At 58.9% G+C, this 26,763-nt stretch carries 26 protein-coding genes; 13 read left to right on the top strand and 13 right to left on the bottom strand.

What is annotated here, in order from left to right:
- Positions 1–2: 2 nt before the first annotated feature.
- The 4 genes from AC6I8V_RS23260 to crtB are packed head-to-tail and all read left to right on the top strand — an operon-like array spanning position 3 to position 4,847.
- Positions 3–1,280 carry a glycosyltransferase gene (locus AC6I8V_RS23260; RefSeq protein ID WP_497846181.1) on the top strand — a complete coding sequence of 426 codons (1,278 nt, stop codon included), beginning with the start codon at positions 3–5 and terminating at the stop codon, positions 1,278–1,280.
- Positions 1,280–2,446 carry a lycopene beta-cyclase CrtY gene (gene crtY, locus AC6I8V_RS23265; RefSeq protein WP_497846182.1) on the top strand — a complete coding sequence of 389 codons (1,167 nt, stop codon included), beginning with the start codon at positions 1,280–1,282 and terminating at the stop codon, positions 2,444–2,446. The genes AC6I8V_RS23260 and crtY overlap by 1 nt, the downstream gene beginning before the upstream one ends.
- Entirely contained in the window at positions 2,443–3,924 is a 1,482-nt protein-coding gene (locus AC6I8V_RS23270; protein WP_497846183.1) for a phytoene desaturase, read from the top strand. Before crtY ends, AC6I8V_RS23270 begins: the two co-directional genes overlap by 4 nt.
- Positions 3,921–4,847 carry a 15-cis-phytoene synthase CrtB gene (gene crtB / locus AC6I8V_RS23275; RefSeq protein WP_497846184.1) on the top strand — a complete coding sequence of 309 codons (927 nt, stop codon included), beginning with the start codon at positions 3,921–3,923 and terminating at the stop codon, positions 4,845–4,847. Before AC6I8V_RS23270 ends, crtB begins: the two co-directional genes overlap by 4 nt.
- Before the next feature lie 8 nt (positions 4,848–4,855).
- Here crtB and AC6I8V_RS23280 read toward each other — a convergent pair whose 3' ends face one another.
- From AC6I8V_RS23280 to AC6I8V_RS23290, 3 genes are read right to left on the bottom strand one after another with little or no spacing between them, the layout of a single operon-like run.
- Positions 4,856–5,347: a sterol desaturase family protein gene (locus tag AC6I8V_RS23280; RefSeq protein ID WP_497846185.1), complete on the bottom strand. Its 492-nt coding sequence runs from the start codon at positions 5,345–5,347 to the stop codon at positions 4,856–4,858.
- Positions 5,348–5,381: 34 nt separating this feature from the next.
- Positions 5,382–7,934: a hypothetical protein gene (locus AC6I8V_RS23285; RefSeq protein ID WP_497846186.1), complete on the bottom strand. Its 2,553-nt coding sequence runs from the start codon at positions 7,932–7,934 to the stop codon at positions 5,382–5,384.
- A 16-nt stretch (positions 7,935–7,950) separates the two neighbouring features.
- On the bottom strand, positions 7,951–8,649 hold the full coding sequence (locus AC6I8V_RS23290) for an alpha/beta fold hydrolase (protein WP_497846187.1): 699 nt from the start codon (positions 8,647–8,649) through the stop codon (positions 7,951–7,953).
- 139 nt (positions 8,650–8,788) lie between these two features.
- On the opposite strand from AC6I8V_RS23290, the gene AC6I8V_RS23295 reads away from it, so the two are divergent.
- Complete coding sequence (locus AC6I8V_RS23295) at positions 8,789–9,589, top strand: MBL fold metallo-hydrolase (RefSeq protein ID WP_497846188.1); 801 nt, start codon at positions 8,789–8,791, stop codon at positions 9,587–9,589.
- A gap of 136 nt (positions 9,590–9,725) precedes the next feature.
- Positions 9,726–10,916 carry a CynX/NimT family MFS transporter gene (locus tag AC6I8V_RS23300; RefSeq protein WP_497846190.1) on the top strand — a complete coding sequence of 397 codons (1,191 nt, stop codon included), beginning with the start codon at positions 9,726–9,728 and terminating at the stop codon, positions 10,914–10,916.
- Between the two features lie 10 nt (positions 10,917–10,926).
- On the opposite strand, the gene sfnG is transcribed toward AC6I8V_RS23300, so the two are convergent.
- From sfnG to AC6I8V_RS23320, 4 genes are all read right to left on the bottom strand, one after another.
- Complete coding sequence (gene sfnG / locus AC6I8V_RS23305; RefSeq protein ID WP_497846191.1) at positions 10,927–12,033, bottom strand: dimethylsulfone monooxygenase SfnG; 1,107 nt, start codon at positions 12,031–12,033, stop codon at positions 10,927–10,929.
- A 197-nt stretch (positions 12,034–12,230) separates the two neighbouring features.
- Positions 12,231–12,569, bottom strand: coding sequence for an ArsR/SmtB family transcription factor (locus AC6I8V_RS23310; RefSeq protein WP_497846192.1), 339 nt, complete (start codon positions 12,567–12,569; stop codon positions 12,231–12,233).
- Positions 12,570–12,692: 123 nt separating this feature from the next.
- Positions 12,693–13,157, bottom strand: a complete 465-nt coding sequence (locus AC6I8V_RS23315) for a heme-degrading domain-containing protein (RefSeq protein ID WP_497846193.1) — start codon at positions 13,155–13,157, stop codon at positions 12,693–12,695.
- A gap of 100 nt (positions 13,158–13,257) precedes the next feature.
- The gene (locus AC6I8V_RS23320) at positions 13,258–14,271 is read right to left on the bottom strand and encodes a LacI family DNA-binding transcriptional regulator (protein ID WP_497846194.1); all 1,014 of its coding nucleotides are present in this window, start codon (positions 14,269–14,271) and stop codon (positions 13,258–13,260) included.
- A gap of 189 nt (positions 14,272–14,460) precedes the next feature.
- On the opposite strand from AC6I8V_RS23320, the gene AC6I8V_RS23325 reads away from it, so the two are divergent.
- A complete protein-coding gene (locus AC6I8V_RS23325) occupies positions 14,461–15,654 on the top strand; it encodes an L-talarate/galactarate dehydratase (RefSeq protein WP_497846195.1) in 1,194 nt (397 codons plus the stop codon).
- A 120-nt stretch (positions 15,655–15,774) separates the two neighbouring features.
- Here AC6I8V_RS23325 and clcA read toward each other — a convergent pair whose 3' ends face one another.
- Complete coding sequence (gene clcA / locus AC6I8V_RS23330; protein ID WP_497846196.1) at positions 15,775–17,169, bottom strand: H(+)/Cl(-) exchange transporter ClcA; 1,395 nt, start codon at positions 17,167–17,169, stop codon at positions 15,775–15,777.
- A gap of 110 nt (positions 17,170–17,279) precedes the next feature.
- Complete coding sequence (locus AC6I8V_RS23335; protein ID WP_497846197.1) at positions 17,280–17,630, bottom strand: cupin domain-containing protein; 351 nt, start codon at positions 17,628–17,630, stop codon at positions 17,280–17,282.
- Positions 17,631–17,760: 130 nt separating this feature from the next.
- Here AC6I8V_RS23335 and glsB point away from each other — a divergent pair, with 130 nt between their 5' ends.
- A complete protein-coding gene (gene glsB, locus AC6I8V_RS23340) occupies positions 17,761–18,684 on the top strand; it encodes a glutaminase B (RefSeq protein ID WP_497846198.1) in 924 nt (307 codons plus the stop codon).
- Here glsB and AC6I8V_RS23345 read toward each other — a convergent pair whose 3' ends face one another.
- Complete coding sequence (locus AC6I8V_RS23345; protein WP_497846199.1) at positions 18,685–19,626, bottom strand: D-2-hydroxyacid dehydrogenase; 942 nt, start codon at positions 19,624–19,626, stop codon at positions 18,685–18,687.
- A 188-nt stretch (positions 19,627–19,814) separates the two neighbouring features.
- Here AC6I8V_RS23345 and AC6I8V_RS23350 point away from each other — a divergent pair, with 188 nt between their 5' ends.
- Both AC6I8V_RS23350 and AC6I8V_RS23355 read left to right on the top strand, forming a co-directional pair.
- Entirely contained in the window at positions 19,815–20,231 is a 417-nt protein-coding gene (locus AC6I8V_RS23350) for a DUF2946 domain-containing protein (protein ID WP_497846200.1), read from the top strand.
- Positions 20,232–20,301: 70 nt separating this feature from the next.
- Positions 20,302–22,044: a DUF2534 family protein gene (locus tag AC6I8V_RS23355; RefSeq protein WP_497846201.1), complete on the top strand. Its 1,743-nt coding sequence runs from the start codon at positions 20,302–20,304 to the stop codon at positions 22,042–22,044.
- A 39-nt stretch (positions 22,045–22,083) separates the two neighbouring features.
- Here the strand turns inward: AC6I8V_RS23355 and ahr are convergent, their stop codons facing one another.
- Together ahr and AC6I8V_RS23365 are read right to left on the bottom strand one after the other, a co-directional pair.
- Complete coding sequence (ahr, locus tag AC6I8V_RS23360; RefSeq protein ID WP_497846202.1) at positions 22,084–23,100, bottom strand: NADPH-dependent aldehyde reductase Ahr; 1,017 nt, start codon at positions 23,098–23,100, stop codon at positions 22,084–22,086.
- A gap of 121 nt (positions 23,101–23,221) precedes the next feature.
- Positions 23,222–23,491, bottom strand: a complete 270-nt coding sequence (locus tag AC6I8V_RS23365; protein WP_497846203.1) for a hypothetical protein — start codon at positions 23,489–23,491, stop codon at positions 23,222–23,224.
- Positions 23,492–23,782: 291 nt separating this feature from the next.
- Between AC6I8V_RS23365 and AC6I8V_RS23370 the strand changes: the two genes are divergently transcribed.
- From AC6I8V_RS23370 to AC6I8V_RS23380, 3 genes are all read left to right on the top strand, one after another.
- Complete coding sequence (locus AC6I8V_RS23370) at positions 23,783–24,343, top strand: DsbA family protein (protein WP_497846204.1); 561 nt, start codon at positions 23,783–23,785, stop codon at positions 24,341–24,343.
- Positions 24,344–24,459: 116 nt separating this feature from the next.
- Complete coding sequence (locus AC6I8V_RS23375; RefSeq protein ID WP_497846205.1) at positions 24,460–25,386, top strand: extracellular solute-binding protein; 927 nt, start codon at positions 24,460–24,462, stop codon at positions 25,384–25,386.
- Positions 25,383–26,162 (top strand): molybdate ABC transporter permease subunit, encoded by a 780-nt coding sequence (locus AC6I8V_RS23380; protein ID WP_497846206.1) that lies wholly within the window; start codon positions 25,383–25,385, stop codon positions 26,160–26,162. The genes AC6I8V_RS23375 and AC6I8V_RS23380 overlap by 4 nt, the downstream gene beginning before the upstream one ends.
- On the opposite strand, the gene AC6I8V_RS23385 is transcribed toward AC6I8V_RS23380, so the two are convergent.
- Complete coding sequence (locus tag AC6I8V_RS23385) at positions 26,163–26,762, bottom strand: response regulator transcription factor (RefSeq protein WP_497846207.1); 600 nt, start codon at positions 26,760–26,762, stop codon at positions 26,163–26,165.
- Position 26,763 lies beyond the last annotated feature (1 nt).

Below are 26,763 nucleotides of genomic sequence, written 5' to 3' on the forward strand. Positions count from 1 at the left end.
CCATGAGCCACTTTGCTGTGATTGCGCCACCGCTGTACAGCCATTTCCACGCCTTGCAGGCACTCGCCGCCGCCTTAATCGCACGCGGTCATCAGCTGACGTTTATACAGCAAGCCGACGCCCGCACGCTGCTCAGCGATCCCCGCATTGGCTTCACCGCCGTCGGCCACCATAGCCATCCGCCAGGTTCCCTGGCCCCGGCATTGCGCCGCCTTGCCGCCCCTGGCGGCCTGTCGCTATTTCGCGTGATTGACGATCTGGCGGCCAGCAGCGAGATGCTGTGCCGCGAACTGCCCCGCACGCTCAGGGCGTTGCAGATTGACGGCGTGATTGCCGATCAGATGGAAGCCGCAGGCGGGCTGGTGGCGGAGGCGCTCCAGCTGCCGTTTGTCTCCGTCGCCTGCGCCCTGCCGGTGAATCGTGAACCGGGCATTCCGCTGGCGGTGATGGCGTTTGGTTATGGCGTGGATGAAAAAGCGCTGAAGCGTTATCAGGCCAGCAGCGATATTTACGACTGGCTGATGCGCCGTCATGGTGATGTGATCGCCCGCTACGCCAGCGTCTTTGGTTTGCCTCCCCGACGCGGGCTGCATCAATGTCTGTCGCCGCTGGCACAAATCAGCCAGATGGTCCCGGCGCTGGATTTTCCGCGCCAGCAGCTGCCGCCCTGCTTTCATGCCGTTGGCCCGCTGCGGCCGCCGCAGGAGATCCACGCCAGTGAGGCTCCCTGGCCCGCGCTGCGTCAGCCAGTGGTTTACGCCTCGCTCGGCACCTTGCAGGGACATCGCTTTGGTTTGTTCTCGCGTCTGGCGCGGGCGTGTCGCTCGCAGCAGCTGTCGCTGGTGATTGCCCATTGCGGCGCGTTAAATGCCAGCCAGAGCCGTCAGCTGGCGCTGGCGGGAGCGGCCTGGGTGACGGATTTTCTCGATCAGCGCGCCGCACTGCGTCATGCATCGCTGTTCGTCACCCATGCCGGGCTGAATAGCGTGCTGGAAGCCGCCGCCAGCGGCACGCCGATGCTGGCGCTACCCATCGCATTCGATCAACCCGGCGTCGCCCAGCGTGTGGCGTGGCACGGCATCGGACGGCGCGCCTCGCGTTTCAGTCGCGCCAGCGAACTGGCGCAGCATCTGCCCCCGTTGCTGAGCGACGAACGTTACCGGCTACGTATGTCGCCGATCCAGGCGCAGTTGCAGCGCGCCGGTGGCACGCAGCGGGCGGCAGATATTGTGGAACAAGCCCTTTGCCAGCAGCAGGTCGTTCTGGCGGAGGCCACCTGATGTCGGACGACTATGATGTGATCCTCGTCGGTGCCGGGCTGGCCAATGGGCTGATCGCGCTGCGGCTGCATCAGCAGCATCCGCGCCTGAAATGCCTGGTGCTGGAAAGCCAGCCGCAGGGTGGCGGCAACCATACCTGGTCGTTTCATCAGGATGATCTGCGCGAAGAACAGCATCGCTGGATCGCGCCGCTGGTGACGTCGCGCTGGTCAGGCTATCAGGTGCGGTTTCCGGCATTTCACCGCAGCCTGCCCGGCGGCTATTGTTCCATTTCCTCGACGGCCTTCGCCCGGCAGTTGCGCGCCACGCTTGGCGACAGCCTGCGTACCAGCCTGGCGGTGCAGCAGGTGACGCCCACCGGCGTAACGCTGGCCGATGGCCGTGTGTTGCAGGCAAAGGTGGTGATTGATGGACGCGGGGTGCAATATTCGCCGCATCTGCGCCTCGGTTATCAGGTGTTTGTCGGCCAGGAGTGGCAGCTGGCGCAGCCGCACGGCCTGACGCAGCCGATCCTGATGGATGCCACCGTGCCGCAGCAGGAGGGCTATCGTTTTGTCTATACCCTGCCCCTCAGCAGCGATCGTCTGCTGATTGAAGACACCCATTACATCGATCACCCCACGCTGGCGGCAGCCGTGGCGCGGCAGCATATCGCCGAGTATGCGCAGCAACAGCGCTGGCGTTTAAGCCTGCTGTTGCGCGAAGAGCGTGGCGCGTTACCCATCACCCTGAGCGGCGATATCGATGCATTCTGGCAACAGCAACGGGGCCAGCCGTGCAGCGGCCTGCGCGCCGGGCTGTTTCACGCCACCACCGGCTATTCACTGCCGACCGCAGTGGCGCTGGCGGAACGCATCGCGGCAATCCTGCCCACCGACGCCGCCACGCTCAGCCAGCATATCGAGGCCTTTGCCCGCCAGCACTGGCGCGAACAACGCTTTTTCCGCCTGCTGAATCGTATGCTGTTTCTCGCTGGCCTACCCGATCAGCGCTGGCGGGTGATGCAACGTTTTTACCAGCTTGATGCGGGCCTGATCGCCCGTTTCTATGCCGCACAGCTTAGCCGGACGGACAAAGCGCGCATTCTGTGCGGCAAACCGCCGGTGCCTGTCGGTGCCGCGCTGCGCGCGCTGTTGATGACGCAACCTACAGGGAAGAAAGAATGAAACGCACTTTTGTGATTGGCGCGGGCTTTGGCGGCCTGGCGCTGGCGATCCGCCTGCAAGCGGCAGGCATCCACACCACGCTGCTGGAGCAACGCGATAAACCCGGCGGGCGCGCTTACGCCTGGCAGGATCAGGGATTCACCTTCGATGCCGGACCAACGGTGATCACCGATCCCACCGCCATCGAGGCGTTGTTTACCCTGGCCGGTAAACAGTTGCGCGATTATGTTGAACTGCTGCCAGTCACCCCCTTTTATCGCCTGTGCTGGGAAGATGGCCGGGTGCTGGATTACGACAACAATCAGACGCAGTTGGAGCAGCAGATTGCGGCGTTTAACCCGCAGGATGTGGCTGGCTACCGTCAGTTTCTCGCCTACTCGCGCGAAGTGTTTAATGAGGGTTATCTGAAACTCGGCACCGTTCCCTTTCTCTCGCTGCGCGATATGCTGCGCGCCGGGCCGCAGCTGGGCCGCCTGCAAGCGTGGCGCAGCGTCTATAGCATGGTGGCGAAGTTTATTCACGACGATCATCTGCGTCAGGCCTTCTCCTTTCACTCGCTGCTGGTCGGCGGTAATCCCTTTGCCACATCGTCGATCTATACCTTAATTCATGCGCTGGAGCGGGAATGGGGCGTGTGGTTTCCGCGCGGCGGTACCGGGGCGCTGATCAACGCAATGGCCCGGTTGTTTGCGGATCTCGGTGGCGAGCTGCTGCTGAATGCCGAGGTGCGTCAGCTGGAGACCCAGGGCAACCGCATCTGCGGGGTCCAGCTGCGGGATGGGCGGCGCTTTGACGCTGCGGCCGTGGCCTCAAACGCGGATGTGATCCACACCTATGATCGCCTGCTGGCGCATCATCCGGTGGGGGTGAAACGTGCGGCGGCGCTGAAACGTAAACGGATGAGCAACTCGCTGTTTGTGTTGTATTTCGGACTCAATCAGCCGCATCCGCAGCTGGCGCATCATACGGTCTGTTTCGGCCCGCGCTATCGTGAATTGATCGATGAAATTTTTAACAGCAGCCAGCTGTCGGACGATTTTTCGCTCTACCTGCACGCGCCGTGCAGCAGCGATCCCAGCCTCGCGCCAGCGGGTTGTGGCAGCTTTTATGTGCTGGCCCCGGTGCCAAATCTTGGCACCGCGGACCTTGACTGGCGGCAGGAAGGCCCGCGTCTGCGCGACCGAATTTTTGCTTATCTGGAGGCGCATTACATGCCGGGCCTGCGTTCTCAGCTGGTGACCCATCATATGTTCACGCCGTTTGATTTTCGCGACACGCTGCACGCCCATCATGGCTCAGCGTTTTCGCTGGAGCCGATTCTGACGCAAAGCGCCTGGTTTCGGCCGCACAATCGCGATGACGCGATTCATAATCTCTATCTGGTCGGCGCGGGGACGCATCCTGGCGCTGGCGTGCCGGGGGTGATTGGCTCCGCCAAAGCCACGGCGCAACTGATGCTGGAGGATCTTGCAGGATGACAATGCCATTAATGGAGCACGCCACCCAAACCATGGCGGTCGGCTCCAAAAGTTTTGCCACCGCCGCAAAGTTGTTTGATGCCTCAACGCGGCGCAGCACCCTGATGCTGTATGCCTGGTGCCGCCATTGCGATGATGTGATCGACGGCCAGACGCTGGGAGCGCCCGGTTCGCAACATGCCGTCGATGATGCGCAGGCGCGTATGGCGCATCTGCAAATGGAAACACGGCGTGCCTACAGCGGCGCATCGATGGAAGAACCGGCGTTCGCCGCCTTCCAGGAAGTGGCGCTGATGCATCAGATACCGCCCCGGCTGGCGTTTGAACACCTGGAAGGTTTTGCCATGGATGCGCGTCATCAGCGTTATCTCAGCTTCGACGATACGCTGCGCTACTGCTATCACGTCGCCGGTGTGGTGGGCCTGATGATGGCGCGGGTAATGGGGGTGCGTGATGAAACCGTGCTGGATCACGCCTGCGATTTAGGGCTGGCATTTCAGCTGACGAATATCGCACGCGATATTGTGGAAGATGCGCACAATGGCCGGTGCTATCTGCCCGAGGAGTGGCTGCATCCGTTAGGTTTGCGCGCCGACAACCTCGCCGACAGACCGCATCGCGCCGCGATCGCCACGCTGGCATCACGGCTGGTGGACGAAGCCGAGCCTTATTACCAGTCGGCACACGCCGGGCTGGCGGGTCTGCCGCTGCGTTCCGCCTGGGCTATCGCCACCGCGCACGGCGTCTATCGCGCCATCGGGGTGAAGGTGCGCCAGGCGGGCGCGCAGGCATGGGATACCCGCCAGCGCACCAGCAACGGAGAAAAACTGGGCTTATTAATCAAAGGGGGCGGACAGGCCATCGCCGCCAGAATGACGCGCCCGGCGGCACGTCCTGCGGGGTTGTGGCAACGCCCGCGTTAGGTTGGGGGTTATCTGCGTTCCGGGGGAACCTTGCGTCCCTGCCGCTGGCGCAGTGTCGCCTGCAATTTTGCCAGCGGCGGCGCATACAAAAAGCCAAACGAAACGCAGCCTTCGCGCCCGCGCACCGCGTGATGCATACGGTGCGCCATATACAGGCGTTTGAGGTAGCCACGGCGTGGAATATAGCGAAACGGCCAGCGCTCATGCACCAGACCATCGTGGACGATAAAATAGAGTGCGCCGTAGAGCGTCATCCCCGCGCCTATCCACTGCAACGGCCACATCCCCTGTACGCCAACGTAGATAAGCACAATCGCCAGCACGGCAAAGACCACGGCGTAGAGATCGTTCAGTTCGAATTTGCTGTCATGCGGTTCATGATGAGACAGATGCCAGCCCCATCCCCAGCCGTGCATAATGTACTTGTGCGCCAGCGCGGCAACGACTTCCATCAGCACCACGGTGAAAAGCAGAATCAGGATATTCGCTAACCAGATCATGTCCGTCCTTTTTGCGTGAGCGGGCAGGCGTGACTTACCCGGCTCCTGATGATATTTCCAGCATGATTATCGTCTCTTCAGAGGGATGGTGCCCATGCACTGAGGACCACGCTGCGCGAATGACGTTTCTTCCATCATTTTCACAATCAATAACCGTACCATTGGTTGAGACACCGTCAAAATAAACCCGGCCATTTTCATGACGCTCTCTGATGATACAGACGGGATTTATTATCGGATTTGATGCCCGGCGTTGCTCATCAAAAACATCCCGGGTAAGTATAGCTTCTCCTGCCGGATTGAACGCCGCCAGAAAATCGCCATTAACGTCTTCAATAGCAATATACCAACGCTGGCTTCGGGATAAATCAGACAACATTATCGTATGCGGTTTTTTCGCTGAAACTTTTCTTTTCTTGCTGGCAGGTGCATTTTCGGCAAGCACTTTACTTTCCGCTTTCGCAACACAATGCATACGCCGCTTCAGTTCTGTTATCAGCTTCGCATAAAATTTTACTGGACCAGGACTGCCGGTACGTTTCATTTCCTGCCGTACTAAAATTCTTATCAAATCATCTATGGCTTCCTGCTGCGGCTGCGATGACAACTTCCTGACATAGCTGCATAAAAAATCAACCCAGCAACGGATAAGATTATCCCGCCATATATTTTCACTCGTCTCAATATTATAAAACTGATGGGTATAAGGTACCGGCAGAATGCATTGCTGCACATAGTCTACGGATAAATTTCCCAACTCCATTAAGTAGGTTAAAACACAATTGGCTAAACCCAGCACCATTGCCGCGCTTTTCGGACCGTGGGAATAAAAGCGATCCATCATAATTGGTAGCCCGCTGCCGCGTAGCTGTAGCAAGCGTGCGGTTTCGATAGGATAAGAGAGTGCCATGCTGACCAGATCACTCATCGCATCCATCGCCGCCCGGTAATCCGTCTGAGGATTATTGATAACCTTGCAGAAATTGTTCAGCATAAGTCTCATCGCACGCTTATCATCAATAGCTTCGACTTCCGCCATAAACGAAACCGGATCGGCACGGCAACGTTCCTGCGGCGGTAAACCGTTTAATAATTCGGTATGTCCCAGTCTTAAAATAAGGTTGCCCAGTAGATCAGGCGTTCTGCTGATTAACGCATAGCGATGCCAGTTATCCTGTTCCACTGCGACCGACGCCTCATGAGAAGTGGATGCGCCAAACAGATCATTTAACTGAGCAAACGGGTAAGTGCTTCCCAGCCCTTCCATGGTATTTTGAAAATAAGCCTGCCGTCGCTCAGTACTCCCGGCCATATTAGCCACTTCTTCAAGCTGCGCTTTCTGTAATTCATCAAGGTCGCAGATCTCTGATTCATTCAGCCCTTCGGGAACGAAATAAATAAAATCTTCTGCCGGATGCTGGATGGCTTTCATATGCCAGCCCTCATGCATAATATTCTTAACCAACTCAGTGAGAGAGACATCTTCCAGACGCCGCGCCAGCCATATTCGGCAATCATCATCTTCAGGTACTGTCGCTGCGGTGGTACTGCTATCCGGTGGAACGCCAATAATAACAAATTGATTTTCGTTAAACTTCCCCGGCATAAAGGTGCGTATTTGACGCAGGAAAGTGAGAACCTGCCTGAGCAAATCATGATAGATGTCGAAAGTCACCCCACCCCCTGCAATGCCCGTGCAATAGGAAATAGCACGAACCACTTCGGGAACGTCGGCGGGGGTGATTATTTTCCGGTAAACGGCAGTGACAACCTGATTTAATAACTGAATCGCAGGCGCCAGATTGGGCAGCTGCTCGTGGACTTCCTCTCCGCGCGTCTGAATAACAAAATATTTTTGCATATAACGTTCAATATGATCGCCCTCTCCGCGATAACGAAACTGACTCACCCGATGGCGCGTACTGGCTGTTCCAGAAGTCGATGGCGCGCTATTGATACCAGAGTGCATGTGACGCAGAGTGATTGGCTGATCAGGAGAGACAGGACTCTGGATTTTATTAGCAGAAAATAATTTTCTCAGCGGTTTGGCTAATCGCCACGGCGATTTTTTTACTATTTTGGCAGGCTCAGGGAGAAGGGATTGATTCAGATCGAGGGGGTATTTTTTTTCCTCTCTGCTAATGGCTAACTGCGAAAATTGCATCAGCGAACTATCAGCGGCTGGCCGCCGGTCCACCCTTTTTTCCGGCGTCGGCGGCGCATGTAATTCTTTCAGCCCGACATACCGGATTGTTTTGGCCGGACGTATCGTCTGAGCGAATAAATCGCTGGCCGGTGGTCGGCCTGCCAGGCGCAAACTGCCTGTCTGCATGGGTTTCTCTGCGCCAGGCCATTGCGGCAATGCCCCCCTGCTATGAACTTTCGCGGCATTGTGGCTTGCCAGCAAGGCGGACCAGGAAGCACGCGCGGTGCCAGACGGCGGCTGAAGGGAATGCATTTGCAACGGTGAGAGGGTGACGCTTTTGATAGCCGTTGTGGACAGGGGGCGGGTAACGGTTCGTTGCGGTGGGAAAGAGGCCACGCCCCTGTTCCCAGGCTGAACTGAGATCAGTTTATCATCCGACATGATTTCAATATCCTGGTTATAAACCCACGCGCCGCAGCCAGTCAGACACCCGACGCGCCAGCTCCTGCGGCTGTTCCAGCGGGATCATATGCCCGCACTCCTCAATCACCTCGACACGACTTCCGGTCAGCGCCGCCAGCTCGCTGGCTTCCTGATATGAACGCAGCGGGTCCTGTTGTGCCGCGATAACGCTAACCGGGCAGGTAATCGGATGCAGGGTAATGTGGTCCCGGCCCAGCCCGGACTGATTTTTCAACACCTCAACACCGAGGCGTTTTCCCATCTGCTGGATTTTTGCAATCAACGGCTTGTCATCACGACGCGTGCGATGAAGCGCCTTTTTTACCGCCCCGCTGCTGAGTCCATTGAAATCGCCAGCCATCGCGGCGCGGACGCCCGCCCGGCGCATTTCTCGCTGTTCGGGCGAGTCTTCCTGAAGTGAGGTGGCAATCAGGATCAATCCGCAGGTACGTTGCGGGAAGAGTTCCGTAATGGCGCGGGCGACATAGCCGCCCAGAGAGAATCCGGCCAGGATAAAGCGTTCCGGCAGGTGCGCAACAATGTTACGGGCCAGGTCGCTGACGCTATCCCCGTCGGTAAGGCTGGCACGAATAAACGCGCGATCATCCGGAAAAAGACGGACAAAATCGTCCCATAACGTCTCATCAAGCATAAATCCAGGAATAAGCACGACGGGTAATGTTGCTTCAGACATCGGTCGATCCCTCGCAAGTCAATATGCGTTAATCCTGCGGCGAGAAAAAGGGGGCGTCAACCCGGCGCGCGCAGCGCGTTCCCTGATAACACCGGCTGAATCCTATAATTAGTTTCAGCGACACCCGGAGGAGGTCACCATGATCAGGTTATGTCAGGCATGTGGCACATCATATGAAGCCAGGGATGAGGAGCTTTTGCCGTGCAAAATTTGTCAGGATGAACGTCAGTATATTCCGGTGGGCGGCCAGAAGTGGCTGACGCCGGACGCGCTGAGTCAGCATCATGCCAATAAATGGCAGCTGCATGAGGCGGATCTTTTTAGCCTTCAAACGGTGCCGAATTTTGCGATCAACCAGCGGGCATTTCTGCTGAGAACAGCCGCAGGAAATATCCTGTGGGACTGCATCGCCAATCTTGATGCCGCCACCCAGGCGCTGGTTGCCGCGCTGGGCGGGATCACCGCCATCGCTATCTCCCATCCTCATTACTACACCACCATGCAGGACTGGGCGGCGGCGTTTAACGCGCCGGTTTACCTTCACGCCGATGACCGGGAATGGATCATGCGTGACAGCCGCGCTATCCAGCTGTGGGAAGGCGACAGGCTGGCGCTGACGCCATCGGTTGACCTGCTGCGTCTGGGCGGCCACTTCGCGGGCGGCACCGTGCTTCACTGGCGCACGGGAGATGGCGTTATCCTCTCAGGCGATATTCTTCAGGTTACGCCAGGCGCCAATGCGGTCTCTTTTATGTGGAGCTACCCGAATATGCTGCCTCTGTCGGCGAAGGCTGTGGAGCAGGTTCTCCAGCGGCTTGCCGACGTCAGCTTTGACAGGCTGTACGGCGCGTTTGAAGGCCGCGACATCACCCGCGATGCCCAGGATATTGTGCTGCGTTGCGGGAAAAAGTACCTCTCCTGCCTGGAGGGAAAATCCTGACTGACGGGTTTACATCTCACAATCCCCTCGCTAGTATGACCGACCTTCAGCGGGAGTGAACCGCTGCGTAAGCGTTAACGTCAACCAACGCACCATACGCAGAATCGATCTGCTTTATTTTTTATGGTGCGAAAAGATGACCCACACCGTTTTATCAGACTCTCCAGCCCTGCGCCGTTCCGGCTTTTTCCTGTTTTTGCTGCTGCTGACGGCGGCCAACCTGCGCACGCCTGTCACCGCCACCGGGCCGGTGCTGGAGAATATCCGCCTGACGTTTGGCCTGAGCGCCAGTGCGGCCGGTGTGCTGAATTTCCTGCCGCTGCTGATGTTTGCCGTCCTCGCGCCGCCAGCCGCCTGGCTGGGCAATCGCTTTGGTCTGGAACGCAGTCTGTGGAGCGCGCTGCTGGTCATTACCCTCGGCTCGCTGCTGCGCATCGCCGGTAGTGAAAATGCCTTATGGGCCGGTACGTTGCTGCTTAGCGCAGGCATCGCCGCCGCCAACGTATTGCTGCCTCCGCTGATCAAGCGTGATTTCACCGCACACACCGCACGTTATATCGGCCTGTATGCCACCACCATGGCCATCACCGCCAGCATCGCCTCGGGCGTGGCGGTGCCGCTGGCGCAACTGACGTCGGCCGGCTGGCATCTGTCGCTGGGTATCTGGCTGATTCCGGGGATCGTGGCGCTGCTGGCGTGGCTGCCGCAGCTGAAAACCGCGCCCGCACCGGTCCCTGCCGCAACCCGCCATCACCGGGTGCGTTCGCCGTGGCGTTCCGCGATCGGCTGGCAGGTGTCGCTGTTTATGGCCTGTCAGTCGCTGGCGTTTTATACCCTGATTGGCTGGTTTACGCCGTTCGCGCAGGACAATGGCATCAGCCAGCTGGAAGCCGGTGGCATGTTGTTCGTCTATCAAATCGTGGCGATTGTGGCTAATCTCGCCTGCATGAGCGCGCTGAAAAAATTCCGTGATCAACGTGCGATTGGCTTTCTCTCCTCGCTGGCCATTTTTATTGGGGTGATGGGGTTACTGCTGACTCCAGCGCTGGCGCTGTGGTGGCTGGTGCTGGCGGGTCTGGGTGCCGGAGCGTCGATGGTGACCTGCCTGGCGCTGTTTAATCTGCGTAGCGAAGACCATCGCCAGGCATCGAAGCTGTCGGGCATGGCGCAGTGCGTGGGCTATGGCCTGGCCGCGCTCGGGCCGCTGAGCTTCGGTATGTTGCACGATGCCAGCGGCAACTGGCAGCTGCCGCTGGCGATGTTGCTGGGGGTTGCCGTGGTGCAGATGGTGATGGCGACACTGGCGGGCCGCGCCCGCCATATCTGACGGCGGCGCGTCAGGCCAGCGCCGTGGCGGCACTCTCCTGACGCTCCAGCTCGCGCACCAGAGGGATCACTTCACGACCAAAGAATTCCACCTCTTCGTGGAAATGCAGAAACGCCAGCAACAGCAGATCCACGCCAGCCTGTTTCAGGGTGATAATGCGTTCGGCAATCTGCTGCGGCGTACCGATCAGGTTGGTTTTGAAGCCGTCGTTATACTGCACCAGATCGTCAAACGACGATTTAGCCCAGTTGCCTTCCCCTTCCGGCGACGCGCTGCCCGCATTTTTCACTTCATGCTGGAAGCCCTTCACGGCGTCCGGATTGGCCTGAGCGATGATCTCCGCCAGCACCGCCTGCGCTTCCTGCTCTGTTTCGCGCGCGATAACAAAGCCGTTCAGGCCGATTTTCACCTGATGATGATTCGCCTGCGCTTTAGCCTGGATATCTTCAACCTGGCTACGCACGCCTTCCGGCGTATTGCCGTTGGTGAAATACCAGTCCGACACCCGTGCCGCCATATCGCGCGCCGCACGCGAGCTGCCGCCCTGGAAAATTTCCGGCTGCGGCGACAACGGTTTCGGTTTCAGGGAATATTCACGAAAACGATAGAAATCCCCGGCGAAGGTGAAGCGCTCCTCTCCCCAGATACCGCGCAGACAGCGGATAAACTCCTCTGAACGCAGATAGCGTTCTTCATGATCCAGCCAGGGTTCGCCAATCGCTTTAAACTCCCCCCGGAACCAGCCGCTGACGATATTCACCGCAATGCGTGGCCCGTACAGATGGCTGATGGTGGCAATTTGTTTGGCGGCCAGCACCGGGTTCCACGGGCCGGGCAGCAGCGCGGCAATCACCTTCAGCCGTGAGGTCTGGCTGAGTAAATCCTGAGAAAAAGTCACCGATTCGTGCTGGTTTTCCGCGCCATACCCGGCGGTAAAGCGAATCTGCGTCAGCGCGTAATCAAAACCGGCGTTCTCGGCGATTTTTGCCAGCTTACGGTTATATTCCGCATCCCAGTGGGTGCGCTGTTCGATCTGGCTAATCACCAGGCCACCGGATACGTTCGGTACCCAGTAGGCAAATTGCAGGGGTTTGCGGACAGGTTGTGAGTCAGACATAGCGAATCCTCAGACGACTTATATCGAAAATCAAAAGATTTAATAATCTTTAAATCTTTTGGCTATATGTCTGTATGCAGCGGCTGTGCCAGGTTCAGGCTCAGGATAATCTGTTGATTTTTAACGGTGCAGCCGTAAGCAGACGCGCCAGGTCAGTTGCATTTGCGGCAAACGCTGTTGCCAGGCTGTTGCATATGCTACGGGTGAAAATCATTGAGGGTGGCGCGGGTCAGGGCATCCTGCGCGGCGGCGGCGAGCAATGCATCCACCAGTCCGGGAAAACGCGCATTGAGATCGTCGCGGCGCAGCGACAGCAGGTTTTCCCGTCCGGATGGACGTTGCCAGATCACCCCGCTGTCACGCAGCACGCGCCAGTGGTGGGTCAGGGTCGATTTCGACACCCCTTTCAGCAGCGAGCCGCAGGTATGCTCGCCGCCATCGGCCAGCACGCTGACCACCGTCATGCGCAGCGGGTTGCCCAACGCCGCCAGCACGTTCTCCAGCCGAATGTCTTTGCGCTGTGGATGTCCGGTCATAGGCAGTCTCTTAATAGTACGAATAAATACGAATTATCGGGCAGGCATGGCGGGATGTACAGGATACGGCGAGCAGATAGCCCGCCGTGCTAATTGATTTACTGGCTGAGGGTGGGTAGGCGATCAGCGCAGCAGCTGGGCGATGCCCCACAGCGCTAAGGCGTGATCCTCTGCGGACGGCAGCCCGCTGACGCTGACGGCGCCCAGCACCGCGCCCTGAGGATTGAGCAGCGGGAACGAGCCGCCGTGGTCGGTGTAATCCGCCTGGCTGATAAAGCGCTGCATATCCATGCGCTCGCCCTTCTGCTCGTTAACCAGCCCGACATACAGAGAAGAGTGGCCGTGGCGCAGCACGGTATTTCTTTTGCGTCGCATCCACTCCAGGTTATCCGGACAGGAACCCGGCAACGCCGCCACAAACAACACCTGACCAAAGGCATAGACTTCAATCGCAATCGGCGCCTGCGTTTCACGCCCCTGCTGCTGGATGCTCTGGCCGATTTGCCAGGCGAGGTCAAAATCAAACTGCGGCAGGCGGTTTTCGGCTTCCTGCTGCAACAGGGTTTCCAGGCTAAGCGATGATGACATAACGGTTTCCTCTCCATATGAAATAAATTTTCCACATTTTATAACATGGAAAATATTTTTCACGCGTGATGAGGATCGCAGTTTGCAGGTGAGGTGTGGCTCACCCTGAAGCGCGCGGGATCAGGGTAAAACCCATATCGATAATCGGTGTGGCAACCGGCTCGCCGTGCAAACGCGCCAGCAAAAGTTCCGCCGCCTGTTTGCCCATCGCCTGGCGATCAATACGCACCGTGGAGATGGACGGGAAGTTATCCGCGGCGAAATCGAGATCGCCGAAACCCACCACCGCCAGCTGCTGCGGAATGGCGTAACCGCGCGCCTGCGCTTCCATCAGCGCGCCCTGCGCCAGGGTATCGGAACTGCAAACCAGCACATCCACCGTCGGCTGCGCCGCCAGCAGCTGGGCGCAGGCTTCGCGGCCACGCGCCATCAAGGCGGGCAGCGCAACCGGCCAATCCGCCAGCGGCGTGATGTTCTGCACCTGCAACGCCGCAATCAGCCCCTGCTTACGTTGCAGCGCCCGACGGTCATCAGTCCAGATCAGCCCCGGACGCTGGTAGCCGCGTTCGGCAAGATAGGCCGCCACGCGCGCCCCCACTTTTTCATGAGAAAAGCCCACCAGCATATCAATGGGCGTCGGCGTCATATCCCAGATCTCCACCACCGGCACGTCCGCCTGCATCAGCACGCGCTTCAGCTGGCTGCTATGGTGGATACCGGTCAGCACGATGCCGTCCGGTCGTCGCGACAGCAGCGTGGCAACCGTTTCCGCCTCGGTTTCCGCTTCATAGCCGGTGACGCACAGCAGCATGTGATAACCGCGCGCGCTGAGGCTGTCGTTCAGGCTCTGAATGGTATCGACAAACATGTTGTTGTTGATTTGCGGCACCACCACGGCAATCAACCGGCTGCGATTGCTGGCGAGACTCCCCGCCTGCGCATTGGGGATGTAACCGGTGGCGCTCACTGCCGCCATCACTTTTTCCACCGTGGCTGGCCGCACCTGCTGCGGGGAGTTAAGCGCGCGGCTGACGGTCATCGGCGAGATACCGGCGATGCGCGCGACATCTTCCAGCGTGGGCGCGGCTTTGCGCGTCGGGTTGCGTTGTTTCATTGCGGCTCAGCATCCAGAAAAGAGAGTTGTAGCATAGCAGGCGGGTAAAATCGGAAAAATGTTAGGGCAATCATTATCGATGGCGGATTGACGAAAATGTGATCGGTTAAACATTAACGGATAGCGTCACTGGCGCATATTTCTTTCCGTGACAAAAATGTTAGCGCAATCATCAAACAGGAGAATCGTATGTCAGGTGTTAATTCCGCTGCCGTCAGCTATGCCAACGCGCCGGGTTCCGCCACGGCGGCCGACGGGGGCGATCGGATTGTGTGGGTCAATTTATCGCTGGCGTTTCTGCCGCTGGCGACCCCGGTAAGCGATGCCAAAGTGCTGACCGGACGTCAGAAACCGCTGACCGAAGTGGCGATCATTGTGGCCGAAATCGCCACGCGCGATGGGTTTGAAGGGATTGGCTTCAGCTACTCGAAACGCGCCGGGGGCCAGGGCATTTACGCCCACGCCTGCGAGATTGCCGATAACCTGCTCGGCGAAGATCCCAATGATATCGACAAAATCTATACCAAACTGCTGTGGGCCGGGGCGTCGGTTGGCCGCAGCGGCATGGCGGTGCAGGCGATTTCACCGTTTGATATTGCGCTCTGGGACATGAAAGCGCGGCGCGCGCGACTCCCGCTGGCGAAGCTGCTCGGCGCGCATCGCGATTCGGTGCCGTGCTACAACACCTCCGGCGGCTTCCTGCATACCCCGCTCGATCAGGTGCTGAAGAACGTGGCGATTTCGCGTGAGAACGGCATTGGCGGCATCAAGCTGAAAGTCGGCCAGCCGAATACGGCGGAAGATCTGCGTCGTCTCACCGCAGTGCGGCAGACGCTGGGCGATGATTTCCCGCTGATGGTCGATGCCAATCAGCAATGGGACCGTGAAACCGCCATCCGTATGGGCCGGAAAATGGAACAGTTCAATCTGGTATGGATAGAGGAGCCGCTGGACGCCTATGACGTGGAGGGGCACGCTGCGCTCACCGCCGCGCTGGACACGCCGATTGCCACCGGCGAGATGCTCACCAGCTTCCGCGAACATGAACAACTGATCCTCGGCAACGCCAGCGATTTTGTGCAGCCGGATGCGCCGCGCGTAGGCGGGATTACCCCCTTCCTGAAGATTATGGATCTGGCCGCACGCCACGGGCGCAAACTGGCGCCGCATTTTGCCATGGAAATTCATATCCATCTGGCGGCAGCGTACCCGATTGAACCCTGGCTGGAGCATTTTGAGTGGCTCAACCCGTTATTCAATGAGCAGCTGGCGCTGCGTGACGGGCGGATGTGGATCTCCGATCGTCACGGCCTCGGTTTTAGTCTGAGCGAACAGGCGCGCCGCTGGACCACGCTGACGCACAGCGTGGGTCAGCGGCCCTGACAGGTTGCGCGATAACTCGCGCCGCTACGATTCTCTGCTCAAATGCCAAAGGACGGGGCGAAGAGATTCGCACCCTGTGAAAAACGCTGCGTCGGTAGGGATACCGACTACAGCGTAAGATTACCCGGCAGCATTTTCGCTGTGCTGTGCTTTCGCCAGCGTGCGCGCCAGCAGCGAGGAGTAGAGCGGTTTACCGCCGAAGAACTGCGCCGCCAGCGTCGCGCCGAGACAGGTGATGATCATCGGCAAAATCAGCTGATAGTTGTTGGTCATTTCCAGCACCAGCACAATGCCAGTGAGCGGTGCGCGTACCGACGCCGCAAACAACGCGCCCATTCCGGCCACGGCAAAGGTTGCCGCTTCCAGCTGGTAGCCGGGAAACCAGTGAGCGCACAGCTGACCAAAGCAGGTGCCCAGCAGAGTGCCGAGCGTCAGCATCGGGGCGAAGATGCCGCCGGGTGCGCCTGAGGCAAAACAGCAAATGGTGATCACCACGCGCAGCGCGAACAGGGCAAATAATCCCAGCGCGGTAAAGTGTCCGCCGGTGAAATCCGGGATCAGGGTCGTGCCGCCGCTGTTCGCCTCCGGCAGCACCATACCCAGCACGCCGCACAGCCCCGCCAGTACGCTGCCCCACAACACCCAGCGGGAAGTGCGTCCCTGATGCAATCGCTGGAACTGATCCTGGGTCCACAAAATCAGGCGATTGAACGCCACCCCGCAGCCGCCAAACAGAATGCCCAGCAACAGATAGAGCCACAGCGTCGGGGTCGGCGCGTCTTTCAGCTGGCCGATATTGATGATCGCTTCGTTGCCATTAAACACGCGAAACACGATGCTCGACATAATCACGCCGACAAACACCGCTTTGATGGAAATCAGGCTGTAGCGAAACTGCGGACGCATCTCTTCGATGATAAACAGAATGCCCGCCAGCGGCGCATTGAAGGCAGCCGAAAGCCCGGCGGCAGCGCCGGTTGCCAGCAGCGTATGACGTGACTCCGAGGATCGCACCCGAAAGAGATCCAGGCACATGCCGCCAATATTGCCGCCCAGCTGCACCGTCGGTCCTTCCCGCCCCAGCACCATGCCGGAACCCAGCGCCCCCATACCGCCGATAAACTTCACCGGCAACACGCGCCACCAGCGTACAGGACGTAACTCCTCCAGCGCGCCTTCGATTTCCGGGATGCCCGAACCGCCCGCTTCCGGGGCAAAACGTCGTACCAGCCAATAGCCCACCGCGCCGAGCAACGCCGCCGCGAAAAACGCACAGAGCAGGTTAAGGATCGGGTTATCGGCCTGATCGGCCAGCCAGTGCACACGGGAAGAAAAAATGGTGTTCACCGCTTTATCGAATGCCACCGCCACCAGGCCGGTCAATACGCCGACGAGGGCGGCAAGCAACAGCAGCGCAACTGGCGTTTTATCGCGGCGCATTAACCGTTGCAGCATAAGAAAGCGCCCTTCGCGCACGTTGGCGACTGGCTCAGGGGAATTTTGCGTAACAGACATGCAGATCCTCAATCACAACCACGCGGGGCGTTCACCACCCGCCGACAGGAAAGTGCGCTCAGCATAACGCAAGCGGCAGCGGAGGTAACTTAATCATTGGCAACAGAATTTTACCCGGCGGCGTCGGGCAGCTCGCCGTAATGCACCGCCAGCCAGACGGTTTGTTCGCCCTCTGCCGTCCAGTTGACCCGGTGACGGCAGCCTGGCGGAATATCGACAACGTCGCCCGCGCGCAGGTGCCGCTCCCGCTGCTCCCCTTCCAGCTGCAACCCTGCTTCTCCCTGCATCAGCAACACCCACTCCCCCTGGGTCTGGCAATACCAGAAATCCGGCGGACTGGCCTGGCCGGTGGAGACGATGCGTTCAATGCGCAGATTGGGGCGCGCGAGCAGTTCTTCGAATGTCTCTTCACGACCGGACTGCGCGGCGGCAGGAAAATCCTTTAACATATTGGTCAGCATGACGGCCTCTCTTTATCGGAGCGAACAGCCTGCACTGTAGCGTACTCACAGATTTTTGCTGTCCCGATTGACGCGCCGCCGCCAACTCCCGATCATCCCCGGCCAAAATGGCTATGCACGGAGCATACAAGTGTCAGAACTCAGTAACGCCTTGCTGGCAGAGATTATTGCCGAGGTTCGTCCCCTTACCCGCCAGGGCAAGGTGGCGGACTACATCCCGGCGCTGGCCGATGTGTCGCCCGACCAGCTTGGGATGGCCATTTGCAGCGCCGACGGTGGCTGTTATCAGGCCGGGGATGCCGGTACGCGTTTTTCGATTCAGTCGATCTCCAAGGTGCTGTCGCTGACCGTGGCGCTGACGCTCTATGACGAGCCTGAAATCTGGCAGCGCGTCGGCAAAGAGCCTTCGGGTCAGGCATTTAACTCGCTGGTGCAGCTGGAGCTGGAGGGCGGCAAACCGCGTAACCCCTTTATCAATGCCGGTGCGCTGGTGATGTGTGATTTGCTGGAAAGCCGTCTCACCGCGCCGCGTCAGCGTATGCTGGAGATTGTGCGTCGTCTGGCGCAGCAACATGACATCCACTATGACCGGGTGGTGGCACGCTCCGAATACGAACATTCAGCGCGTAACGCCGCCATTGCCTGGCTGATGAAATCCTTCGGCAACTTCCACAACGACGTCAGCAAAGTGATGGAAACCTATTTCCACTACTGCTCGCTGTCAATGAACTGCATCGAGCTGGCGCGCGCCTTCTTTTATCTTGCCAATCATGGGCGCAGCCTCGGCGATGAGTGGACGGTGATCTCGCCGCGCCATGCCCGTCAGGTAAACGCGCTGATGATGACCAGCGGCATGTACGATGGCGCCGGGGAGTTTGCCTGGCGCGTCGGGATGCCGGCGAAATCCGGCGTCGGCGGCGGTATTGTGGCGGTAATCCCCGGCGAAATGAGCATCGCGGTGTGGTCGCCTGCGCTGGATAGCTCAGGCAACTCGCTGGCGGGCACCGTGATGCTGGAGAAACTGACGGAACGGTTGGGGCGATCGATTTTTTAATTAACTCACCACATTCCTCGCCGCGCCCTGCCGGAACCCGGCAAGGTTGTCTTCGATGCCGCGCAGCAGGTTCGCCACGCCCTGCTGGCTGGCCCAGGCGATATGCGGCGTCAGCAGCAGATGGGGAACATCCGCCTGCAACAAAGGATGGCTGGCGGCTGGCGGCTCGCTGCTAAGCACATCCAGCGCGGCACCGGCAATCACACCCTGACGCAGAGCATGGGCCAGTTCGATCTCGTTAATCAGGCCGCCGCGCGCGGTATTGATCAGCAGCGCGGAAGGCTTCATCTGCGCCAGCGCTGACAGGTTGATCAACTGCTGCGTCTCCGGCGTCAGCGGGCAGTGCAGCGTCAGCACATCGCTTTGCGCCAGCACCTGCTCAAACGGGTGATACCCGGCACGCACGCTGCTGCTGCCTTTACGCTCGGCATACAACACCCGCATCCCCAGCGCCTGGGCCATCTCGCCCACCGCGCTGCCGATATCGCCTTTGCCGATAATCCCCAGCGTCGCGCCGTAAATATCCTGAATCGGCTGGCGATGCAGACAAAAATGCGCGGAAGCAGGCCAGGCGCTGCGCGTGTTGTTGACGTAATCCATCAGATGACGACGCAGCGCGAATAAAGCGGCAATCACCCCTTCTGCCACGCTGCGCGTTGAGTAACCCGGCACGTTGCTGACCACAATGCCGCGCTCGCGGCAGGCCGCCAGATCGATGCAGTCATAACCGGTGGCCGCCACGCAGACGTAACGTAACGCCGGTAGCTGACGCAGCGTATCCTCACGCAACGGCACCTTATTGGTGATCACAATCTCCGCATCATGCAGCGCGGGCACGATCTCCGCCAGCGAGGTGGTGGCGCGATACTGCCAGTCGGTACACCATTGAGGACGCTGCGGGGCGCGCGGCAGGGTATCGCCGTCGAGGGTGACAATCTTCATCGCTTCTCCGTTTCTGTTGTTTCCGTAGTGATCTGATAAGGTTGCATTAAGGTTAACAAAAGCTGCGTGTTACGTGATTATTTTCAAAAGGTGCGAATTTTCTTATTAACGACCCCAGTTTTTTTAACCCTTCTCCGTCAATCGCGTTACACTTCCGCCCAATTTAATCAGTAACCTTTGTTTCAGCCATGACGTTTTCACCTGCATTTCGCCAACGCCTGACCGCCTGCCTCGCCATTGTGGCGGTGCTGCTGCTGTTTGTCGCGCCGGTGGTGTCGAAAACGCTGATGGAACGTCAGAGTCGTATGCAGAGTATGCCGCACCACAGCATGATGGCCGGTATGTCGATGCATGATCATGCCGCGATGCCTGAGATGGCGATGCCCGGCATGGACCATCATCAGATGGACGACGGCGAATTCGCCTGCGGCTACTGTGACCTGCTGGTCCATGTGCCGCTGATGATGTGGGTGTTTGTCCCCTTCATCTGGCTGATGCTGGTTATCTCTCGCGCGCCGCCGCTGCCCTGCATTGTCGCACCGGTAATGCGGCGTCAGACCGGCATCCACCGGCCGCGTGCGCCCCCCTGCCCTGTTTTCTGCTGACCTGATTTGATTCGCAGCGCATCCGTCGGGATGACGCTTTGCTATTTCTTTTATCGGAAGGAAGACGGCTTTGTCTGCTGTTCACTCTGTAGCACCGCGCGGCGCGGTGCTTAATCTGCTACGCCGCTTACATTTCTACATCGGCCTGTTTGTGGCGCCGTTTATCTTTGTTGCCGCGCTAAGCGGCACGCTGTATGTGCTGACGCCTCAGCTGGAGAACGTGATTTATCGGGAGGCGCTCAGCGTCCAGCCGGATGGCAACGCCCAGCCGTTGTCGGCGCAAATCCATGCCGCCCGCGCCTGGGCTGGCGAGAAAAAACGTATTTATGCGGTACGCCCGGCCCCCGGTGCCACCGATACCACCCGCGTACAATTTAGCGATCCCACGCTCGGGGCCTCACAGTCGCGCGCGATATTTATCGATCCTTATACCTTACAGGTGAAAGGCGATATGACGGTGTATGGCACCAGCGGCGTGCTGCCGCTGCGCATGACCATTGATCTGCTGCACAGCAGCCTGCTTTTGGGCGATGCGGGCCGCAACTATAGCGAGCTGGCCGCCTCCTGGCTGTGGGTGGCGGCGCTTGGCGGCGTGCTGCTGTGGCTGGGGACACGTCCGCGCCGTAAAACGAAAACGCCCCGCGGACGCTTTGCCTTCAGTCGCCACTGGCACATTACCCTCGGTCTGACGCTGCTGCTCGGTTTGTTGTTCTTTTCAGTAACCGGGCTGACCTGGTCGCAATGGGCGGGAGGCAATATCGACCGCTGGCGCACCGAACTGAACTGGCTGACGCCGCAGGTCAGCACCGCGCTGAATAACGATGCGCCCGTCGCCCCGGCCGATCCGCACGCCGATCATCACAGCATGGCAGGCATGGATATGTCCGGGATGGATATGTCCGGGATGGATATGTCCGGGATGGCGATGCCGGCCAAACCGGGGCCGGTCAATCCTGCGGATGCGGACTGGGATCGCGTGCTGAGCGCGGCTCGTGCCAGCGGTATCGCGGCGGCAAAAGTCGAACTACGCCAGCCGAAAACCGCCGATCAGGCGTGGACGGTCAGCGAAATCGACCGCAGCTGGCCAACGCAGGTGGATGCGGTATCGGTTAATCCGCAGACCTTTGCCATTGTCGATCACGTCTATTTTGACCGCTTCCCGCTGGTGGCTAAGCTGACGCGCTGGGGCGTGGACGCGCATATGGGCGTGCTGTTTGGCGTGGCGAATCAGCTGCTGCTGGCGCTCTTCGGCTTGGGTTTATGCACGATGATCGTACTGGGTTATCGCATGTGGTGGCTGCGTCGTCCGCAGCAGGCAGACGCCAGCCCGGCACAAACCCTCACCGCCGCCTGGCTGGTGTTGCCACATTACGTGAAGGGCACCTGTCTGCTGCTGGCGCTGGCGCTCGGCTATGCGCTGCCGGTGATGGGCATCAGCCTGCTGGCGTTTTTGCTGGTGGATATCCTGCGCTGGCGTAAGCAGCAACGCGCTCCGCTGGACGAGCAGGCGCTGCTGGCGGCGCAGCAATCGCCGCTGGGTATTATTCGCGCCCGTTTTGCCGTGAAGCGTAAAGAGATGCGTAATTACCTGCGCGGGCTGGTAATTCTGGCGCTGATTGTCGGCACGGTGATGAGCAAAGCGATTATTGGCGGGGTGATTGATCAATATGGCATCCCGTTCGGCAGCTGGTCACTGACCATGTATCTGACGCAGGGCTTTATGATTGCGCTTTACACCCTGGTGTTTACCGGGCTGATGTCGATTCCGCTGTGGTACTGGTTCCTTGGCGAGAAGGATGATTCGCAGGGGTAAGCCAGCAAGGTCGGCATGGATGCCGACCTGTTTAAAGGATTAGAAATCCGCTTTCAGTACGACGCGATAATTCGCTTTCCCGGCGCGTACGTGATCGAGCGCGTCGTTCACCTTTGACATCGGGAACTCTTCCACCGTCGGCGCGATATCTGCGCGTGAGGCCAGTTTCAGCAGCGCACGCAGCTGACCCGGCGAACCGGTGGATGACCCGGTCACCGCGCGATCGCCAACAATCAGGCTGAACGCCGGAACTTCAAACGGCTTCATCACCGCACCCACGGTGTGGAACTGGCCCTGACGCGCCAGTGCCTGGAAATAAGGTTTCCAGTCGAGATCGACCGCAACGGTGCTGATAATCAGATCAAACTGTCCTGCCAGCGCATTCAGCGCCTGGGGATCGCGGCTGTTCACCACCCGATCGGCACCCATCGCCAGAATGGATTCCGTTTTCGCCGCTGACGAGCTGAACGCCGTCACTTCCGCGCCCATGGCACGCAGCAGTTTGATCGCCATATGGCCCAGGCCACCGATACCAATTACCCCTACGCGGCTGGTGGCGGTGATGTTGTGCATCAGCAACGGCTTAAATACCGTGATGCCGCCACACAGCAGCGGACCCGCAGTGGCGATATCCAGCGATGCCGGCAGCGGGATCACCCATTGCCAGTTAGCGCGCAGATGGCTGGCGAACCCACCGTGGTTATTGATGGTGGACACTTTGCCGTTTTCACAGTTGACCTGGTCACCGTTGATGCAGGCGTCGCAGTGCTGGCAGCTTTTCGCCGTCCAGCCAATGCCGACACGCTGACCCAGGCTCAGGCCTTTGTTCTGCGCCGCGTCACCCAGCGCCACCACACGACCAATCACTTCGTGACCGGCAATCAGCGGATAGGTTGAACCGCCCCACTCATTATCGATCATCGACAGATCGGAGTGGCACACGCCACAGTAATCCACCTCTACCTGCACATCTTCGGCAGCCAGCGGACCGGCATCGTATTCGTAAGGCACCAGCGCCTCACCCGCCTGCATGGCGGCATAGCTCGTAATTTTCATTGCTGCCCTCAGTTGTTGGTCTCTGATGACAGGAGTCTATCAGACCATGACCCATTATTATGCCGAATAATCATGCAATTACGTCAGCACCTGCTGCGAAACAGCCGAAAAGCATTCAGGGTTAAAGCGGATCGTGATTGATGGGGCTGCGAAAAGCGAGACGCGCCGCTTCAACCAACTGGCTGGCAGTGACCGTTGGCGGCAGGCGCATCAGCACTTTCATCGCCTGCCAGTAGCACAGCACCATCTCTTCATTGGTTTCGTTTTCGGCCATTTCCCTTAACCGCCCACGCAGGGTTAACACATCCAGCGTTTGCTGCTCATCCACCATCTCCGCGATCATCTGATTGATTATCTGATGGATGATTTTCCAGGAAAGTTCGGCAAGCACAGTGAACCTCGTTTTTTTCGCTCTTGGCTCCGGGCAAGTGAATAAAAAGACGCGGCGAAGGCGGCGCCTGAAACATGCAAAAACACGATAACTATAGTTGGTTATTGGGTCGGCAAAGGCCGCAAAGTCTGACTATTTCGTAGCTCTCGGATCTATAAACTGATTTTTCTCTGGCACGGATTTTCGTCTGTGGGAATGGCTTTGTAACAAAAAAGCCGACGCCAGTGCTGGCTGTCGGCGCAACGCTTTGCCAAAGTAGGAAAACTTTTTATCTCACTACAGGGAATCACGATGAGTCAGTCAACCGCGTTGCATGCCGATCCACTGGTCTGGGGCCACGGTCCGAAGGTGTTTGAAGCGTTTCTCGAACCTACCTGCCCGTTTTCGGTACGCGCATTTAATAAGTTCGATGCGTTGTTAAGTCTGGTCGGCGAAGAGAACATGACGCTGAAAATTCGTCTGCAATCCCAGCCGTGGCATATGTATTCCGGCGTGATTGTGCGCTATATCCTGGCCGCCTCTACCCTGCCGGAAGGCAAAGCGGCCGCCAAAGCGGTGCTGAAAGCGGTGGCCGATCACCGTGAAGAGTTCGAATTTACCGATCACTGCCGTGGCCCGAACATGGACACCACGCCGAACCAGATTATCGACCGTCTGGAGCAGTACAGCGGCGTGAATGCGCGCGAGCCGTTCGACCGCGCCGAATTGCAGAACGAGATCAAATGGCACAGTAAATATTCGCGCCAGAACGGCATCCATGTTTCGCCAACCTTTATCGTCAATGGTCTGGCGCAGCCGGATATCGGCAGCGGCGATGAGATCGAATCCTGGGCAAAACGTATTCTTGCCTGATCCCTCCACGGCCCGCGTCGCCGGGCCTTTTGCTATATTTCGCAATAGATTATCCCTTGCCCTGCGTTGCTGATCCTGTTAATCGTTATTTACCTAATTATATAGCGAGAAATGGAATGCAACATAAACTGCTTAGCGCGTTACTGCTCACCGCAGGCGCAAGTCTCAGCCTCAATGCTCTGGCAAACACGGATATTCGCGTCACTTACGCCGGTTCGATGGGCAAGGTGATGGATCAAGCTTTAGGTCCAGCCTTTGCTAAAGAACAGAACGGCAGCTACCAGGGACAAGGTCAGGGCGCTTACGGCATGGCGCGTCTGCTGGCGAGCAAAAAAATCACCGCGGATGTGTTTGTTTCCATCACGCCGGGACCGATGCAAATCCTGAAAGATGCCGGGCTGATTGATACCGCCGTGCCGGTCGCCAGCACCAGCATGGTGATCGCCTATAGCCCGAAAGGTAAATACGCACAGCAGTTCGCCCAGGCGAGCGGTCGCGATGCCAGCTGGCTGAACGTGCTGGCAACGCCGGGGCTGAAGTTCGGCCGCACCGATCCGATTAACGATCCGAAAGGTCAGAACATCGTCTTTACCCTGCTGCTGGCTGAGAAGTATTACCACCAGCCCGGCATCGCCGAAAAAATCATGGGCGGCGTACAGAACCCGGCGCAGACCCATCTGGAAGGCGGCCTGCTGGCGCGTCTCGAAAGCGGCCAGGTGGATGCTGCCGCCGGTTACGAAAGTGAAGTGATCTCCGCCCATCTGCCGTATGTGGCGCTGCCGGACGAGATCAACCTCAGCAATCCGGCCCAGGCCAAACAGTGGTACGACACCGTCAGCTTCAAGGTGAAAGACAGCCAGGGTAACGACAAAATGCTGCACACGCAGCCGATGGTGTTCTACGCTGCCGTGCTGAAAAATGCCCCGAACGGCACCGCTGCCGGGAAAGCGTTTGTTGACTTTATGCTGAGCCAGCCGGGCCAGGCGCTGTTTAAACAGAACGGTTATGCCGCTCCTAAAGGCGGCGCCCTGTATCAGCCATGAGTAAACGCCAGCCCACCGCCCTGTGGCTCTCCCTGCCCGCCTTAGTGCTGCTGGCGGTGCCGTTCGTCACGCTGATCGGTGTGACGCACTGGCAGCATCTGCGGCTGGCGTGGGGGGATAGCCATGCCATCGCTACCTCGCTCGGCCTCGGTGGCGTGGCGCTGCTGCTGATTTTCGTCAGTGGTTTGCCGGTGGCCTGGTGGCTGTCGCAGGCGCGCGGTAAGGCGCGTCTGATCGTGGAATTGCTGGTGATGATCCCCTTGCTGACGCCTCCGCTGGCAATGGGGATCCTGTTGGTAAGCGCGTACGGACCTTATAGCCTGCCCGGTGAAGTGCTGGGACGTTTCGGCATGACGCTGGTGAATAACCCGGCCGCCTTTGTGCTGGCGCAATGGTATGGCGCGCTGCCCTACTTTGTCACCGCTGCCCGTTCGGCGTTCGCCGGGGTGCCGAAGGAGATTCTTGAAGCGGGCCGCACCCTCGGTGCGCCTCCCTGGCAGCGCTTCTGGCGGCTCTCCGTCCCGCTGGCCGCGCCGGGTCTGGCCTCCGCCACCGCTCTCGCCTGGGTCCGCGCCATGGGGGAATTCGGCATCGTGATGATCTTCGCCTACTTCCCGCAGGGGATGCCGGTGCAGCTGTACAACAACCTGCAAAATGATGGCGTGGACGCGGTTTACGTGCTGCTGTGGCTGCTGTTGCTGTTTACCCTCCCCGTACCGCTGCTGTGCTTTGTCGCCTCGCGCCGCCTGCGCCATGGCAAAAGTGTGCTGGCCTGACTACCCGCCCGCCACACGTCGGGCGCTCTCCTGCATGGCCTGCCGGATACTGTCCAGCAGCGGCTCAACATCCAGCGGCTTAACAAAAAACGCAAAGGCATCCTGCCGATAGGCCTCTGCGGTGTCGGCATCCGCCATGATAATCACCGGCAACATCGGGTGACGCAGGTTGTGCTGCTCCAGCCAGTTCAGCCCGTTGATCTCCGGCAAGGGAACATCCACCAGCAGACATCCACTCAGCGGCAGCGCATCCGCCGCTGCCGTCGCGACGTCAAAAGCAGCAAGATCGCAAAAATCCACCACCTGATAATCCATGGCCTTTAATAAAAATCCGAGCGACTCCACCACCGACACATCATCTTCCACCAACCAAATCGTTGCGATCATCAATAACCCCGCAGATGAAATATCACGCGAGCGCTGATAATAGTCTGGGATCAGCCGCATCTCCACCGGTGAATAATCGTCGCCAGGCCGCGCCACATCGGGCGTCGGCGAGAATAGCACCAGGATAAATGTCAGCAGATAAAGTACGGATAGAGGCGCTGCGGGAAGGGATGCATCTGACTCCAGCACTGGCGTGGTCTTGCTTTTCCCCACT

Source organism: Pantoea sp. X-Soil-TKNS-1207, from assembly GCF_059730485.1.